Raw genomic sequence first — 15570 nt, 5'->3', positions numbered from 1 at the left:
CGCGAAGTCCAAAACCGGCTCGGCGGGGCCACGTTTTCCCAGCTCAGTCCGGGTCTGCGAGGGTAACCTGCACGCCCCCGACCAGGTCGGTGCACAGGTTGTAGATGAACGCCCCGAGGGTGGCCAGAGCGGTGAGCAGGATCGTGTTGACCAGCCCGATCACCGTCGCGTACCCGAAGACCTGACCGGCGGTGATGAGGCCGCCCCCACCGGTGTCGGACACCATGTCGGTGAAGGCGCTGTTGAGCCGTTCCCACACGCCCATGCCCGCGAGCACGCCGTACAGCAAGCCCACGGCGACCATCCACACGAAGAACAACGAGACGGAGATCACCGAGGAGATCTTCAGCATCGACCACGGATCGATACGGCGCAGCTGCACGGTCGCGCGCAGCGGCTCACCCGGGACCCGGGCCGCGGCCGCTACCGCGGCAACCGGTTGCGCAGCCCCGGATTCCTCGGCCGGCGCGGACGGCAGCGGATGCTTCACCGTCGACAGGTCCGGCAGGTCCTTCGCCAGGTCCTTGCGTTCGATGTGCCGCGTCGGACCGTCGATGACGGCCGCCTTCGCCTTGGCCGCCGACCGGTCCGCACCCGGCATCCCCGTCGTGGGCGCGTTCATCGAGGCGGCCGCCGTGCCGGTGACCACCGGCCGGGTCGGCGGCGTCGCCGCACCGGGCCGGCCGCCGGCCGGATTCCCGCCCGCGCGAGCCGCCGCCGGCTTCGCCGGGCCCGGCTGCTGTCCTGCGGGCTGCGCCGATCCCGTCGGGGCCGCGCCGGGGCGCGTGGCGGGCTTGTCACCGGCATTGCCGGACGTGGGCACCGCGGGACGCCCGGTCGAGGACGACGTCTGACCCGGGCGGGCCAGATTCGTCTGCGGCACGTTCTGCGGCGCCTCCTGCTGATTCCCGCGCTGCCACGGCGGCGTGGGGGGCCCGCCCGGACGTTGCTGCCCGGGACGCGACGTCCCGCTCTCCGGCGTGGCGGAACCCTGCTTCGTCGCGCCGTCGGCGGGCGCGCCCGGGTTCGTTCCCGCGGTGGGGTTCCGGGCGGCACCCGGCGTGTCCGACGGCGCCGCGGCGCCCTCCGGCTTCACCTCGGGAGCCTGCTTGCCGGGCACCTCCCGTCCGTTCTGCCCCTTCGGCGGCTGAGCGGGCGGCCCCTGCTCGGCCCCGTTCGGTCCCTGGGGAGTGCTCACTTACGACTCCTTCGCTTCGAGTACGGCGCTCTCCTCGGGCTCGTCGGCGTTGCGTGCGATCGCCAGCAACGTGTCCCCCTCCCCCAGGTTCATCAACCGCACACCTTTCGTCTGTCGGCCGGCCTTGCGCACCTGCTTCGCGGGGGTCCGGATGACGCCACCGCCCGAGGTGATCGCGTACAGCTCGTCGTCGTCGTCCACGATGAGCGCTCCGACCAGAGTGCCACGCTTACGGTCGTACTGGATGGTCAGCACGCCCTTGCCGCCGCGGCCCTGCGCCACGTAGTCCTCGATCGGGGTGCGCTTGGCGTACCCGCCGGACGTCGCGACCAGCAGGTACGTGCCCTCGCGGACCACGTTGAGGGAGAGCAGGGCGTCGTCCTCGTTGAACCGCATGCCCTGCACACCGGAGGTCGCCCGGCCCATCGGCCGCAGCACCTCGTCGCCGGCCACGAAACGGATCGACTGTCCCTTGGCGGAGACCAGCAGCAGGTCGTCGTCCGACGAGCACAGCACCGCGCCGACCAGTTCGTCGTCGCCGCGCAGGTTGATCGCGACGATGCCGCCGGACCGGTTGGAGTCGAAGTCCGACAGGCGCGACTTCTTGACCAGGCCGTTGCGGGTCGCGAGCACCAGGTACGGGGCGTCCTCGTAGGACTTGAGCCGGATGACGCCCTGGATCCGCTCGTCCGGCTGGAAGGCCAGCAGGTTGGCCACGTGCTGGCCGCGCGCGGTGCGGTTGGCCTCCGGCAGCTCGTAGGCCTTCGCCCGGTACACCCGGCCCTTGGTGGTGAAGAACAGCAGCCAGTCGTGCGTGGACGTCACGAAGAAGTGCTTGACGATGTCGTCCTGCTTGAGGTCGGCACCCTTGACGCCCTTGCCGCCACGCTTCTGGGACCGGTACAGATCGGTCTTGGTGCGCTTGGCGTAGCCGGTCTCGGTGATGGTGACGACCACGTCCTCGCGGGCGATGAGGTCCTCGTCGGAGACGTCGCCGTCGGCCGCGACGATGCGGGTGCGACGGTCGTCGCCGTACTTGTCGACGATCTCCTTCAGCTCGTCCCGCACGATCGCGCGCTGACGCTCGGGCTTGGCGAGGATGTCCTTGAGGTCGTCGATCTCGCGCTCGATCTCGGCGAGTTCGTCGACGATCTTCTGTCGTTCCAGGGCGGCGAGGCGGCGCAGCTGCATCGCCAGGATCGCGTCGGCCTGGATCTCGTCGACGTCGAGCAGCCCGATCAGGCCGGTGCGCGCGTCCTCCACCGTCGCCGAGGCGCGGATCAGCGCGATGACCTCGTCGAGCGCGTCGAGCGCCTTGACGAGACCGCGCAGGATGTGGGCCCGCTCCTCTGCCTTGCGCAGCAGGTACCGCGTCCGGCGGACGATGACCTCGACCTGATGGTTGACGTACAACCGGATCATCTGGTCGAGCCGCAGGGTGCGCGGCACGCCGTCGACGATCGAGAGCATGTTGCAGCCGAAGCCGGTCTGCAGCTGCGTGTGCTTGTAGAGGTTGTTGAGGACGACCTTCGCCACGGCGTCACGGCGGACGGTGACGACGATGCGCATGCCCACGCGGTCCGACGACTCGTCGTGGATGTCGGAGATACCGGCGATCTTGCCGTCCCGGACCTGCTCGGCGATCGAGGTGATCAGGTTGTCCGGGTTGACCTGGTACGGCAGTTCGGTGATGACGATGGAGGTCTTCCCCCTGGCGTCCTCCTCGATCTCCACGACACCGCGCATCCGCACCGAGCCGCGGCCGGTGGTGTATGCGTCCTTGATGCCCTGGCTGCCGACGATCAGGCCCGCCGTCGGGAAGTCCGGCCCCTTGATGCGCTCCATGACGGCCGCCAGGGTGGCTTCCTCGTCGGCCTCGAAGTTCTCGAGCGCCCAGTAGATCGCGTCGGCCACCTCACGGAGGTTGTGCGGCGGGATGTTGGTGGCCATGCCCACCGCGATGCCGCCGGAACCGTTGATCAACAGGTTGGGGATACGGCTGGGGAGAACCACCGGCTCGAGCGTGCGGCCGTCGTAGTTCGGCTGGAAATCGACCGTCTCGTGGTCGATTTCGCGCAGCATCTCCATCGCGAGCGGGGTGAGCCGGCACTCGGTATACCGCATCGCGGCTGCGCCGTCGTTGCCGCGGGAACCGAAGTTGCCCTGGCCGTCCACGAGCGGGTAGCGCATCGACCACGGCTGCGCGAGTCGCACGAGCGTGTCGTAGATCGAGGCGTCGCCGTGCGGGTGGTAGTTGCCCATCGTCTCGGCGACGGCACGTGCCGACTTCACGTAGCCGCGGTCCGGGCGGAACCCGTTGTCGTACATTGCGTACAGGACGCGGCGGTGCACCGGCTTGAGACCGTCCCGCACATCGGGCAGGGCGCGGCCCACGATCACGCTCATTGCGTAATCGATGTAGCTGCTCTGCATCTCCTGCTGGATGTCGACGGGCTCGATGCGGTCGTGCCCCGGCCCCTCCGGCGGCAACGTGGTGTCGGTCATGAGCTCCTTCTTCTACTCGGCTCGAACGCCGCGGGCTTCCGCCCGCGCGCGTCTCGCAACCACACGAGTCTATAGGTGCAGGTCAGCTCACACACCGAGCGATGCGGCGATTCCGCTCGACCGACCCTCCACGTCGCCCGGAATTCACCTCACGATCGCGCCGGAACGGTCCGCGACGAGTCGGTGCCGTCGTCGTCGGTGGTCCAGCGGGCGAACTCCTGTTCCAGTGCCAGATCCCTCCGGCTGGGGGCGAGCAGCAGCGCCGCGATGGGCACGGTGAGAACGACGATGCCGAGCACGAAGGAGGGGAACAGCAGGGCGGTGACGGTCTGGCCCGCGGGCAGCGGGACGGTCGGGTCGACCTGGACGCGCACACCGGCCATGCCGGTGTAGTGCAGCGCGACGACCGCGCAGCCCATGAGCAGGGCGGCCGGCACCCGGAGCGTCCACCGGTCCGCGGCCTGCGCGAGCCACAGGGCGACCGTGGCCGCGACGACGCCGATGGCCACCGAGGCCACGACGAACGCGGTGTCGTGCTGGAGCGAGCCCTGGATCCGGATGGCCCACATGCCGCTGTAGTGCATGAGGCTGACCGCCAGGCCCATCCCGACGCCGCCGACGAACAGGCGGACGAGAGACGGGACGCGGTTCACCCACGCGGCGCGGGAGCTCACGAGCCAGAGCCCGAACCAGGTGGCACCCACCGACAGCGCGACGGAGAAGGCGGTCGGTCCCAGCGCGTAACGGACCGCGGTACCCGGGACGTCGAAGCCCATCATCCCGATGAAGTGCATGAGCCAGACGGCCACACCGCCGACGGACAGGGCGGCCATGGCCATCCAGCGGCGGTGGCCGCGGCCGGTCGGGGCGATCAGCGCCTGGCGGGCGCAGGAGAGCCCGACGAACGATCCGACGACGGAGGTGGCATAGGCGAGGAAGAACACCCACATCCCCATGGAGAAGTGGTGCATTTCGTGCGACATCGTGACCTTCTGAGCGTGGCACGCGGAAGTCGGTCCGCACTCGTGCGGTGGCGCGCCACACCGAATCGATACGGGCTGCGACGTCGCCCCCTCGACAGCGATCGGAGCGTATCGCATCGATGTGATTCGGACGCGGGCAGGTCCCGCCCCCGTGCGCTCAGGTGGCCGGATGCCGGGAATCGGCCGGGCTGTGCTGCTGCGCCCACGCCTCGGCCTCGGCCTCGAGTGCGGCCGCCACCCGGTCGGGAGCCATGAGCAACGCCATGATCGGGACCGTCAGGATCAGCATGCCGAGCACGAACACCGGGAAGAGGACGGCGAACACCTCGACCCCCGACGGCGCCGCGGTCGACGGATCCACCGTCACCTGCACCGCCGCCATCGCGAGGAAGTGCACGCCCATCACCGCCGCGCCGGCGAAGATGCTGCCGACGATCCGCATCCCCCTGCTGTCGGCGACCGTGACCAGCCACAGGACCACCACCGCGGTGAGGCAGGCCGCCACCACGGACGCCGCCACGTAGGTCATGTCGTATGCGACGCTGCCCTGCAGTTCCATCGCCCACATGATCGAGTAGTGCACGCCGGCGATCCCGGCGCCCAGGACCAGCGACCCGCTCGACAGCCGTGCCGCCACGGCACCGCGCGACGGCCGGGCCCGGCGCGACACCCGCTTCGGCTGCACGACCACCATGGCGACGAAGGCGGACACCAGCGCCACCGCCATCGAGAAGACGATGCCGAGCAGGTCGTATCGGATGATGCTGCCGTCCACCGTGAAACCCGCCATCGGCAGGAAGTGCGCCAGCCACACCCCGACGCCCCCGGTCGAGAGCGCGGCTCGCATCAGCCAGTACAGCCGCGCCCGTTCCGAACCGGCGGACAACGACTTGCGGGCACTGGCCAGTCCCACGAGCAACCCGATCGCCGACGTCACGTACGCCAGGACGATCACCCACGTGCCCATGCCGAACAGGTGCACGTGCGTGTCCATCAGGGCGCTACCGGCTGGTGCAGCTTGCGCAGCGCGTACTCGGTGACCGTCACGAGCGCCGACTTGGCGGACTCGCGCTGCCGAGCGTCGATCGAGACGATCGGCACGTCCGCCGAGACCGCCAGGGCCTGACGGATGTCCTCGGTCGGGTACCGCGGGGCGTCGTCGAATTCGTTGATCGCGACGATGAACGGCAGGTTCCGGGCCTCGAAGAAGTCGACCGCCGCGAAGCTCTCGTCCAGACGCCGGGTGTCGATGAGCACGATGGCACCGATCGCGCCGCGGATCAGGTCGTCCCACATGAACCAGAACCGGTGCTGTCCCGGCGTACCGAACAGGTACAGCACGAGATCCTCGGCGAGGCTGATCCGGCCGAAGTCCATCGCGACGGTCGTGGTGGCCTTCTGCGGCGTCGCACTCAGGTTGTCGACGCCGTCGCTGGCGTTGGTGACCAGCGCTTCGGTGCGCAGCGGAACGATCTCCGAGACCGCCCCCACCAACGTGGTCTTGCCGACACCGAAGCCCCCGGCGATCACGATCTTCGTCGAGGTCACCCGCTTCGGGGAGTTAGAGTTCGCGAAGTCCACTGAGGACCCTTTCAATCAGCTCACGACGCTCCGCGTCGCTCGAATCGTCTTTCAGGGTGGCCAGGATCCGTACGTGCCCGGCTTCGACGAGATCCGCCACGAGTACGCGCGCCACCCCGATCGGCACACCCACCCGCGCCGCGATCTCGGCGACCGACGGGGACTCTCTGCACAAAGCCACGATCGTGGCATTGATGTTGTCCAGGTCCCGGGCACGGTCGTCCGTGCCCGGGAGGACCTGGATCAGTGCCTCCAACGCCAGCTCGACCGCGGGGCTGGTCCGTCCCGAAGTCAGTGAGTACGGCCGGACCAGACTGGGCTGGGCCGGCGGCGACTCGGGCTTGCGTTCTTCCATGGCCACCTCGACGTCAGGACCCCAGACCGATGCGCGGAGTGGCCTCGACCGATGCCCCCACACGATCGACCAGGAGTGCCATCTCGTAACCGACCTGTCCGATGTCGCACTCCGAGGCGGTCAGGGTCGCCAGGTGCGAGCCGTCACCCACGCTCATCAGCAGCAGGTAACCGTGCTGCATCTCCACGACGGACTGGAGCACTCCGCCGCCCTCGAAGAGCTGGGACACGCCGTTGGACAGGCTGGCCAGGCCGGACGTGACGGCAGCGAGCTGCTCGGCACGGTCGACCGGCAGGTGTGCGCTGGCCGCCATCAGGAGGCCGTCCGCGGACACGAGCACGGCGTGGGAGACGCCGGGAACCTCGCGCGCGAAGTTCGACACCAACCAGTCCAGAGGACGAGTTACGTCGGATCCATGGTCAATGTTCATCGAACTCCCTGTTCGTCGGTCTGGGTGGACGCGTGCGCGGAGGCCCGCCCGTTGCGAACCCCTTGCTGGTGACGGCTCAGGTTGGCCCGGATGGTCTCCGGGTCGCGCCGCCGAACAGCCGGCACAGATCCGGTCGCCGGGGAGGCGACCGCACCGGGCACCAGCCTATGACCGGGTGCACGTCGCGGAAGACCCGCGGTGGTGAGTTGCTCCACCGGGGCTTGCGCCGCCTCCTGTGCGGCCTTCCAACCGACGTCCGCCCGCGAGTTCCACTCCGGCCGGCGGTCCTCCGGCAGGCTCGTCGGATCGACGAGCCAGCTCGACATCATGTCGGCGAAGATCGGCGTGCCGCCACCCGGACGCAGCGTGTTGACGTCGGGCCGCGGCTGGAAGAACGCGGCCGTCTTGGCCGGGTTCGTCCGGTACCGATGCCGTGCGGCGCGGCCCGGCTGCCCGTCGGCTGCTGCACTGCCGTGGCTCGCGGACGCGGCGGCCGGGTCTGCGGACTGCTCGGAATACTGCTGCGGCAGGGCGGAATCAGCGGCGGCCGGCGGCGTCGGCAGTCCGGGAGTGCTCCCGGGCCGGCGCTGCGGCAGCCCGTTGCCCGACGCACCGTTGCCCGACGCACCGTTCCCCGACACAGCAGCGGACGGCTGCGGCGACAGGCCCGGCGTGGCACCCGGCCGGCGCTGCGGCAGACTACTGCCCGCGGTGACCGGAACCGGCAGGGGCGACAGGCCCGGCGTAGCACCCGGCCGGCGCTGCGGCAGACCACTGCCCGCGGACGACGGAGCCGACTCGGGCGAGGCCGGAGCCGACCCGGCGGGAGCAGGAGCAGGCGAGACCGTCTCCGTGCGGCGCGGCGGCAGGACCGGCGGCGGACCGGGTTGCCGCCGGGGCAGTTCCGAGAGCGGCGTGGGCTGGCGCGGCGCCGGACTCGGGGTGACACCCGGCTGACGCTGCGGCAGACCGGGAGTCGAGCCGGGGCGGCGCTGCGGCAGACCCGGAGTGGTCCCCGGCCGACGCTGCGGCAGGCCCGCGGCCGGCGCGGACGGCTCCGGAGGAACGGGCGCCGGCTGACGCTGCGGCAGCGGCGATTCCGGCGCGGGGGTGCGTTCCGGCAGGGCCGGGGCCGCGACGTCACGTGGCGGCCGCGGGGTGAGGGCCTCGGCCGGACGGCCGTCCTCACCCATGCGCGGCTGCGGACCGGTCTGCGACAGGGCGAGCGGCGAGACGAGGAGCACGTCGGGAATGTGGACGCTGGCGGTGATGCCCGGGTTGCGCGCGGTGTCGAACGTCGGGCGCAGCCGCACGGTGAGGCCGTGCCGCGCCGCGAGGCGCGAGACCACGAACAGACCCATGTGGCGGGCGGTGTCGGGACCGACCTCGCCACCGAGAGCAAGCCGCTCGTTGATCGCGTCGAGTTCCTCGGCCGGGATCCCGATACCGCGGTCGGCGATCTCGACGAGCAGGCCACCGTCGACCGCCCGTGCGAAGCTGAACGTCACGGTGCTGTCCGGCGGGGACGCCCGCAGCGAGTTGTCGACGAGCTCGGCGAGCAGGTGGACGATGTCCGTGGCGACCGTGCCGCTGAGTGCGCCCTCCGGCGTCGAGCCGATCTGGACGCGCTGGTAGTCCTCCACCTCCGACATCGCGGCACGGAGGATGTCACCGAGCTGTACGGGCGCGGAGTGCCCGCGCCGCATCCGGGTACCCGAGAGGATCAGCAGGTTGTCGCCGTTACGACGCATGCGCGCCGCGAGGTGGTCGAGGCGGAACAGGCTCTCGAGCCGGGCCGGATCCTTCTCCTCGTACTCGAGTCGTTCGATGAGGCCGAGCTGCTGCTCGACGAGCGACTTGCTGCGCCGGGCGAGGGTCTCGAACATGTCGTTGATCTGCAGGCGGAGGTGGGCCTGCTCACCGGCGAGGCGCAGGGCCTGCCCGTGCATGTCGTCGACGGCGCGGGCGAGCTGGCCGATCTCCTCGGTCGTGTGCACCGGGACCCGCGTGAACTCGATGTCCTCGACGTTGTCACCCACCCTGATGCGGTCGATGGCGTCGGGGAGTTCCTGCCGGGCGACCTTGAGAGCACCGTAGCGCAGGCGCCGGATCGGGCCGACGAGCGACCGCGACACGAGAAGCGCCAGGACGAGCGCGGCGAGCAGGGCGCCGAGCACGATCGCGGTGTCACGGAGGGCGGCGGAGCGGGTATCGGAGGCGCGGGCCAGAACGGTGTCGCTGATCGCGTTGGATGCCTCGTCGATGAGGGTGCCGTAGACCTCGACGCTCTGCAGCAGCGACGAGCGCAGGTTCAGGATGGGCAGCGGCCCGTCGCCGGCGGCGTCGATCATCGCGGTGCGCTCGGCAACGCCGTTGCGCAGCTCCTGGATCTGTGCGTCGGACGCCGGATACGACCGGGCGAGCGTCTCGAGCATGGCGAGCTCGGAGCCGGACGCGGACACCAGGGTGGTGCCCGGCTGGTCCGGGTCCCGCAGGATCGCCACGATGCCCATCACCTGATCGAACAGGTAGCGCTGGGAAGCCCAGGCGTCGACGAGCCGGGTGCCCTCGGCGAGCACGGACGGATCCTCGATCGGCTCGACGATGGCCTCGACGATGCGGATCAGGTCCTTGCGGATGGCATTGGTCTGCTCGTTGAGCTCGGGGAGCGGGATGTTGCCGGCCGCAATGCGGTCTCGCAGCGCCTCGGCGGCGGCCACGGTGCGGGTGAGGTCCGCGGCGATGACCGGATCCAGCTCCGGGTTCCGGGACACCGCCCGGACGCGTTCCAGTGTCGCGTCGAGGTTCTCGATCTCGTTCGTGATGCCGGTACCGGCGGCCAGCGTCGCGGAGGCGGTACCGAAGGCGGTACCGAAGTCGACGAGGTCGGGCACGACGGCCACCTGGTCGGCAGCGGACGAGAAGTGGACGGCGTTGGAGAGCTCCTGCTGTACGCGCAGGCCGCCCAGCACCATTGCCACGGTCACGGGAACGGCGAGAACGGCGGTCACCTTCCAGCGAAGGCCCCACCCTTCGATGTTCCACCACCGCTGCCGAGGTGGCGATTCGTCACTCATCTTCACAGCTCACTTTCCACCCGGTTCCCGCCGCCGACCCACACCCGCGCCGCACCGCTCGGTGTCGAGGAGGTGCGGCCGCGGGTGGAGTGGTCGGAAGAGACGTTCCTGAGTGCACGCACCATATCCGCCCGAGTGCGGATAACGAAAGGAGCACGGCCACTCCGGGAACCGGCGGGACTCGCGCCTCGAGCCGGTCACCGAGCCGAAAACTCTACCGACCAGTAACATTCGCGGCCCGGGAAGACGCACCCGACGCGCCGAAGGGCGGCGAAAGCAGTGGTGTGAACCTTGTCACACACCCCTTTCGCCGCCCTCTCCGGCGACCTGGAACCCGGTCAGACGTCCAGGAAGCGAACGTCCTTGGCGTTACGGGTGATGAAGCTGCGACGTGCCTCCACGTCCTCGCCCATCAGGATGCTGAACAGCTCGTCGGCTGCGGCCGCGTCGTCCAGCGTCACCTGACGCAGCACGCGCACGCTGGGGTCCATGGTGGTCTCCCACAGTTCCTTGGCGTTCATCTCGCCGAGACCCTTGTAACGCTGGATGCCGTCGTCCTTGTTGATCTTCTTGCCGGCGGCGAGACCACGCTCGAGCAGGCCGTCGCGCTCCCGGTCGGAGTACGCGAACTCCGGCTCGGAACGCTGCCACTTGAGCTTGTACAACGGCGGCTGCGCCAGGTAGACGTGGCCCTGCTCGACCAGCGGACGCATGAAGCGGAACAGCAGCGTCAGCAGCAGAGTGGCGATGTGCTGGCCGTCGACGTCGGCGTCGGCCATCAGCACGATCTTGTGATAGCGCAGCTTCGCGATGTCGAACTCGTCGTGGATGCCGGTGCCGAAGGCGGTGATGATCGCCTGGACCTCGTTGTTCTTCAGCACGCGATCGATGCGCGCCTTCTCGACGTTGATGATCTTGCCGCGCAGCGGCAGGATCGCCTGGTACATCGAGTCGCGCCCCGACTTGGCGGAACCACCGGCGGAGTCGCCCTCGACGATGTAGATCTCGGACTTGCTCGGGTCGTTCGACCGGCAGTCCGCCAGCTTGCCGGGCAGCCCGCCGAGATCGGTGGCGGACTTGCGCCGGACCAGCTCGCGCGCCTTGCGGGCGGCGACGCGGGCCTGCGCGGACGAGACCGCCTTCGTCACGATGGTCTTCGCGTCGGCCGGGTTCGCCTCGAGCCAGTGCGACAGGTGCTCGTTGCAGGCCTTCTGCACGAACGACTTGACCTCGGTGTTGCCGAGCTTGGTCTTGGTCTGGCCCTCGAACTGCGGTTCGCCGACCTTGACCGAGATGATCGCGGCCAGTCCCTCGCGGATGTCGTCGCCGGTGAGGTTCGGGTCCTTGTCCTTGAGGAGCTTCTTGTCCTTCGCGTACTTGTTGACCACCGAGGTCAGGGCCGCGCGGAAGCCCTCCTCGTGGGTGCCGCCCTCGTGGGTGTTGATCGTGTTGGCGAAGGTGTGGACCGACTCGGAGTAGCCCGAGTTCCACTGCATCGCGACCTCGAGCTCGTGGCCGGTGCCCTTCGCGGTGAAGCCGACGACCGAGTTGTGGATCGGCTGCTTGGTGCGGTTGATGTGCCGCACGTAGTCCTCGAGACCGCCCGGGTAGTGGTAGACGCGGGACTTGACCTTGTGATGCTGTTCGGCCTCGGCCTGTTCCTGCTCCTCGGCCTTCTTCGGTGCCTCGGCGAGTTCGCTGACGACCTCGTCGGTGACCTCCTCGGGGGCGACCCGCTCGTCGGTCAGCGTGATCGTCAGGCCCTTGTTGAGGAAGGCCATCTCCTGCAGACGCCGCGCAACCGTCTCGAAGTTGTAGGTCGTGGTTTCGAAGATGTCCGGGTCCGACCAGAACCGGACGGTGGTGCCGGTGGCCCTCGTGGGCTCGCCCTTGATCAGTTCCCCGGGCTTCGACGACAGGTACGTCTGCTCCCAGTGGTAGCCGTCATTGTCGATCTCCACCTCGAGCCGGGTGGACAACGCGTTGACCACCGAGATGCCGACGCCGTGCAGACCGCCGGAGACGGCGTAGGCATCGGAATCGAACTTGCCGCCCGCGTGCAGCTGGGTCAGCACGACCTCGACGGTCGGGATGCCGGAGGCGTGCATTCCGACGGGGATACCACGGCCGTCGTCGACGACCTGCACGCCGCCGTCCTCGAGGAGAGTCACCTCGACCTTGGTGGCGTGGCCGGCCATCGCCTCGTCGACCGAGTTGTCGACGACCTCCCAGATCAGGTGGTGCAGGCCGCGCTCACCGGTGGAACCGATGTACATACCGGGGCGCTTGCGCACCGCCTCGAGACCCTCGAGGACGGTGATGGAGGAAGCACCGTACTCACTGTTGCTCTTGTTCGACTTCTGGGCAGCCACGGGTTGGTAGCTCTCCTTCTTCCGCCTGGGTCTCGCGCACACGCGCACGCATTCGGAATTCATCCTACTGCCCGGAAGCGTACTTGCCCCGTCCGACACAGGACGGGCCGTCGACGCCGCTCACCGGCCCGCAGGCGCGGCGTCGCGAGTGCGGGAGGGTGAATCGCTAGGGCGACGAGGTTCGGACAGTGTGCCGCGCCTCGACGTCGCGCACGAAGCGTGCGGTCGCGGCCGCGAGCTCACCGGCATGCGAGCGCGGCGACCAGTGCCCGGCGTCGAGCGGTTCCCGGCGCAGATCGGTGACCCACTTCTCGGTGTCCTCGTACCCGACCGGCCGCACCGCTCGGTCCCGCAGGCCTTGGATCAGCTGAACGGGGACGTCGGTGCGCCGCTCGCGCGGCGTGCGGAGCCGCCGTCGCAGGTTCGCCCGGTACAGCTTCAGGCCGTGCACCATGTCGTCGGCGAGCGTGGGCGCGACGGGTCCGATCAGGGCCGGATCGGAGCGGTCGAAGAACCCGACGAATCCCGGCCAGTGCCGGGAGAACCACCACCGCAGCGCGGGCACGGGCAGGCCGGGGGTCTGGAACAGCACCGTGTAGGACGACGCCACGGCCTGCTCGAGCGGGCCGAGCGGGCGCCGCTCCCCCAGCCGGCGACGCATCCACAGCGCGAGGTGGTCGAGGTTCGGCCCGGACACCGAGGTGTACGACGCGATCCGCTCCGCCGCCCCGGGTTCGCACACGGCCTCCCAGGACAGCACCGCCCCCCAGTCGTGCCCGAGCAGGTGCACCGGCGCGTCCGGGCTCACCGCGTCGATCACCGCGAACAGATCCGCGGTGAGCAGCTCGAGCCGGTAGGCCGCGACGTCGCGCGGCACGGTCGAGGCGCCGGCACCGCGGTTGTCGAACCGGACGATCCGGAAATCGCCGGCCAGCGCGGGCACCACGCGGTCCCACAGGGCATGCGTGTCGGGCCAGCCGTGGACCAGGACGAGGGTCGGCCCCTGCGGGTTGCCCTCCTCGACGACGTGGAGCCGGACGGCTCCGTTCGTGACGGTACGAGTGGTCATGTTCTTCCTCAGAGGTCGAGTACGAGCCGGCCACCGACGGCGCGCGAGACGCACACGAGCATCTCCTCGCGACGTTCCTCGGGGGTGAGCCGGTTCTCGCGGTGGTCGGGGGTACCGGACAGGACCCGCACCCGGCAGGTTCCGCAGAACCCCTGCCGGCACGAGTAGCCGATGCCGGGCCGGCGCCGGCGGATCACCTCGAGCGCCGATTCGTCGGCCGGGACGGCGAGCACCTCTCCGGTGCTCGCCAGCTGGACCTCGAACGCCCGGCCGTCGACGACGGGTGGGGCACCGAACCGCTCGAAGTGCAGGGCCGACGCCCCCGTGGCGTCGATGCCGGCGCGCACCGCGTCCAGCATCGGGGCGGGCCCACAACAGTAGACGGCCCCGCCGGCGGGGGCGCCGGCGAGCAGGTCGGCGCCCGTCGGCGTGCCGTACTCGTCGTCCGGACGTACGAAAACCCTTGACGGATCCCATGTTCCGATCTCGTCGAGGAACGGCATCGCGGACCGGGTACGGCCGGTGTAGACGAGCCGCCAGTCCATTCCGGCACGGTCCGCGGCGCGGGTCATCGCCAGGACGGGAGTGATGCCGATCCCGCCGGCGACGAACAGGGCCGCGCCCCCGGCGACGAACGGGAACCCGTTGCGCGGACCGCGCACGGCCACCGGGTCACCCGGTTCGAGGGCATGCATCTCGAGCGACCCGCCCCCGCCGCCGGGGATCCGGCGAACCGCGACGGTGTAACGGGTGCGGTCCTCGTGATCGCCGCACAGCGAGTACTGCCGTCGCCGCCCGGAGGGCAGATGGAAGTCGAGGTGGGCACCCGGATGCCACGCCGGCAGCTCGGCGCCGCCGGGGGCCCGCAGCGTCAACCGCATCACGTCGCCGTCGGCCGTCACCGGGTCCTTTTCGGTGACAACGAGATTCAGCTGCAGGTCCGGGTCCCCGGCACCGGCGGCGCCGTCGTAGCCGAGAGTCGTGACGAGGCGCAGGTAGCTCTCCACGACGGATCCGAGCAGGCCCATCGCACGGTCGGTCCGGTTCCGCCCGTGCAGGTCCGACGGGCGCCGGTGCCGCGGCAGCACTCCGGTCATCGGGCTGCCGCCCGGGCGGCGGGGGAGGACGCCAGGTAGCGGACCGCCTGACCGGTCGACCCCTCCCGGCTCGGGTGGTACGAACGCTGGAAGTACCGCGACATGCGCCTGCCGAGGTCCACCGGGCCGGGTAGCGTGCCGCGGCGACTCGCCGCCAGCCAATCCGAGAGATGGGGTGCACGAACATGTTTCGAGGCACCCGCCAGGTCCGGATCGTGGGCCATGAGGAAACGGGCACCGCGGATCCACAGCCACACGAGGACCGGGGTGACGAGGAGCTGGGTACGGACCCGCCGGGCCTCCCCCGGGTCGAAGTAGCGCATCACGTCGTAGGCGACGCTGCGATGCTCGACCTCCTCGGCGCCGTGCCAGCGCAGCAGGTCGAGCATGGTCGGATCGGTGCCCGCCGCGTCGAGGCCCTTCGCGTTGAGGACCCAGTCCCCGAGGAACGCGGTGACGTGCTCGACGGCGGCGATGATGGCGAGCCGCTCGACGAGATAGTTCTCCGCGCGCAGTCCGGTCAGCGGTCGCCGGCCGAGCAGCCGGCCGAACAGCCACCGCATCTGGTCCGTGAACGGGGTGGGATCGAGACCCTTCGACTCGAGTTGCTCGAGTACCCCCTGGTGAGCGTGGGAGTGCACCGATTCCTGGCCGATGAATCCCACGACGTCCTCGCGCAGTTGTTCGTCCTCGATGAGCGGCAGCGCCTCCTTGAACGTCTCGACGAACCACTCCTCCCCCGCCGGCAGCAACAGATGCAGGACGTTGAGCACGTGGGTGCTGAACGGATCACCCGGCACCCAGTGCATGGGCAGGGCGCTCCAGTCGAACTCGACGTCGCGGGCCTGGAGCAGGACGCGGTCCGGTTCGGTGAGCGATGTGGACATGGACGTACCTCCGATG

12 protein-coding genes are annotated in these 15570 nt (G+C 69.9%); all 12 read right to left on the bottom strand.

Features of this window, described 5'->3' with window-relative positions; all coding sequences use genetic code 11:
* Window positions 1-43 precede the first annotated feature (43 nt).
* On the bottom strand, window positions 44-1198 hold the full coding sequence (locus G6038_RS32050; protein WP_165037350.1) for a DUF3566 domain-containing protein: 1155 nt from the start codon (window positions 1196-1198) through the stop codon (window positions 44-46).
* The gene (gyrA, locus tag G6038_RS09030; RefSeq protein ID WP_165037349.1) at window positions 1199-3703 is read right to left on the bottom strand and encodes a DNA gyrase subunit A; all 2505 of its coding nucleotides are present in this window, start codon (window positions 3701-3703) and stop codon (window positions 1199-1201) included. It abuts the gene before it with no gap.
* 149 nt (window positions 3704-3852) lie between these two features.
* Entirely contained in the window at window positions 3853-4686 is an 834-nt protein-coding gene (locus tag G6038_RS09025) for an MHYT domain-containing protein (RefSeq protein ID WP_165037348.1), read from the bottom strand.
* 157 nt (window positions 4687-4843) lie between these two features.
* Window positions 4844-5680: an MHYT domain-containing protein gene (locus tag G6038_RS09020; RefSeq protein WP_165037347.1), complete on the bottom strand. Its 837-nt coding sequence runs from the start codon at window positions 5678-5680 to the stop codon at window positions 4844-4846.
* A complete protein-coding gene (locus tag G6038_RS09015; RefSeq protein ID WP_006934480.1) occupies window positions 5680-6234 on the bottom strand; it encodes an ATP/GTP-binding protein in 555 nt (184 codons plus the stop codon). The genes G6038_RS09020 and G6038_RS09015 overlap by 1 nt, the downstream gene beginning before the upstream one ends.
* A gap of 13 nt (window positions 6235-6247) precedes the next feature.
* Window positions 6248-6622: a DUF742 domain-containing protein gene (locus tag G6038_RS09010; protein WP_006934479.1), complete on the bottom strand. Its 375-nt coding sequence runs from the start codon at window positions 6620-6622 to the stop codon at window positions 6248-6250.
* A 13-nt stretch (window positions 6623-6635) separates the two neighbouring features.
* Window positions 6636-7052, bottom strand: coding sequence for a roadblock/LC7 domain-containing protein (locus tag G6038_RS09005; protein WP_006934478.1), 417 nt, complete (start codon window positions 7050-7052; stop codon window positions 6636-6638).
* Window positions 7049-10129 carry an ATP-binding protein gene (locus tag G6038_RS09000; RefSeq protein WP_206024487.1) on the bottom strand — a complete coding sequence of 1027 codons (3081 nt, stop codon included), beginning with the start codon at window positions 10127-10129 and terminating at the stop codon, window positions 7049-7051. Before G6038_RS09000 ends, G6038_RS09005 begins: the two co-directional genes overlap by 4 nt.
* A 338-nt stretch (window positions 10130-10467) precedes the next feature.
* Window positions 10468-12501 (bottom strand): DNA topoisomerase (ATP-hydrolyzing) subunit B, encoded by a 2034-nt coding sequence (gyrB, locus tag G6038_RS08995; RefSeq protein WP_165037346.1) that lies wholly within the window; start codon window positions 12499-12501, stop codon window positions 10468-10470.
* A 166-nt stretch (window positions 12502-12667) separates the two neighbouring features.
* On the bottom strand, window positions 12668-13570 hold the full coding sequence (locus G6038_RS08990; protein ID WP_165037345.1) for an alpha/beta fold hydrolase: 903 nt from the start codon (window positions 13568-13570) through the stop codon (window positions 12668-12670).
* Window positions 13571-13578: 8 nt separating this feature from the next.
* A complete protein-coding gene (locus G6038_RS08985) occupies window positions 13579-14667 on the bottom strand; it encodes a PDR/VanB family oxidoreductase (RefSeq protein WP_165037344.1) in 1089 nt (362 codons plus the stop codon).
* Complete coding sequence (locus tag G6038_RS08980) at window positions 14664-15554, bottom strand: metal-dependent hydrolase (protein ID WP_165037343.1); 891 nt, start codon at window positions 15552-15554, stop codon at window positions 14664-14666. Before G6038_RS08980 ends, G6038_RS08985 begins: the two co-directional genes overlap by 4 nt.
* Between the last annotated feature and the right edge of the window lie 16 nt (window positions 15555-15570).

This window comes from Rhodococcus sp. 14C212 (assembly GCF_011058195.1).
GTDB classification, from domain to species: Bacteria; Actinomycetota; Actinomycetes; order Mycobacteriales; family Mycobacteriaceae; genus Rhodococcus; species Rhodococcus aetherivorans.
This window is presented reverse-complemented; position numbering and strand designations above follow the sequence as displayed.

Coding starts and splice junctions, on each gene's coding strand:
- gyrA (WP_165037349.1), bottom strand. CDS start 3,703: ATGACCGACACCACGTTGCCGCCGGAGGGGCCGGGGCACGACCGCATC.
- G6038_RS09025 (WP_165037348.1), bottom strand. CDS start 4,686: ATGTCGCACGAAATGCACCACTTCTCCATGGGGATGTGGGTGTTCTTC.
- G6038_RS09020 (WP_165037347.1), bottom strand. CDS start 5,680: ATGGACACGCACGTGCACCTGTTCGGCATGGGCACGTGGGTGATCGTC.
- G6038_RS09010 (WP_006934479.1), bottom strand. CDS start 6,622: ATGGAAGAACGCAAGCCCGAGTCGCCGCCGGCCCAGCCCAGTCTGGTC.
- G6038_RS09005 (WP_006934478.1), bottom strand. CDS start 7,052: ATGAACATTGACCATGGATCCGACGTAACTCGTCCTCTGGACTGGTTG.
- G6038_RS09000 (WP_206024487.1), bottom strand. CDS start 10,129: ATGAGTGACGAATCGCCACCTCGGCAGCGGTGGTGGAACATCGAAGGG.
- G6038_RS08990 (WP_165037345.1), bottom strand. CDS start 13,570: ATGACCACTCGTACCGTCACGAACGGAGCCGTCCGGCTCCACGTCGTC.
- G6038_RS08985 (WP_165037344.1), bottom strand. CDS start 14,667: ATGACCGGAGTGCTGCCGCGGCACCGGCGCCCGTCGGACCTGCACGGG.
- G6038_RS08980 (WP_165037343.1), bottom strand. CDS start 15,554: ATGTCCACATCGCTCACCGAACCGGACCGCGTCCTGCTCCAGGCCCGC.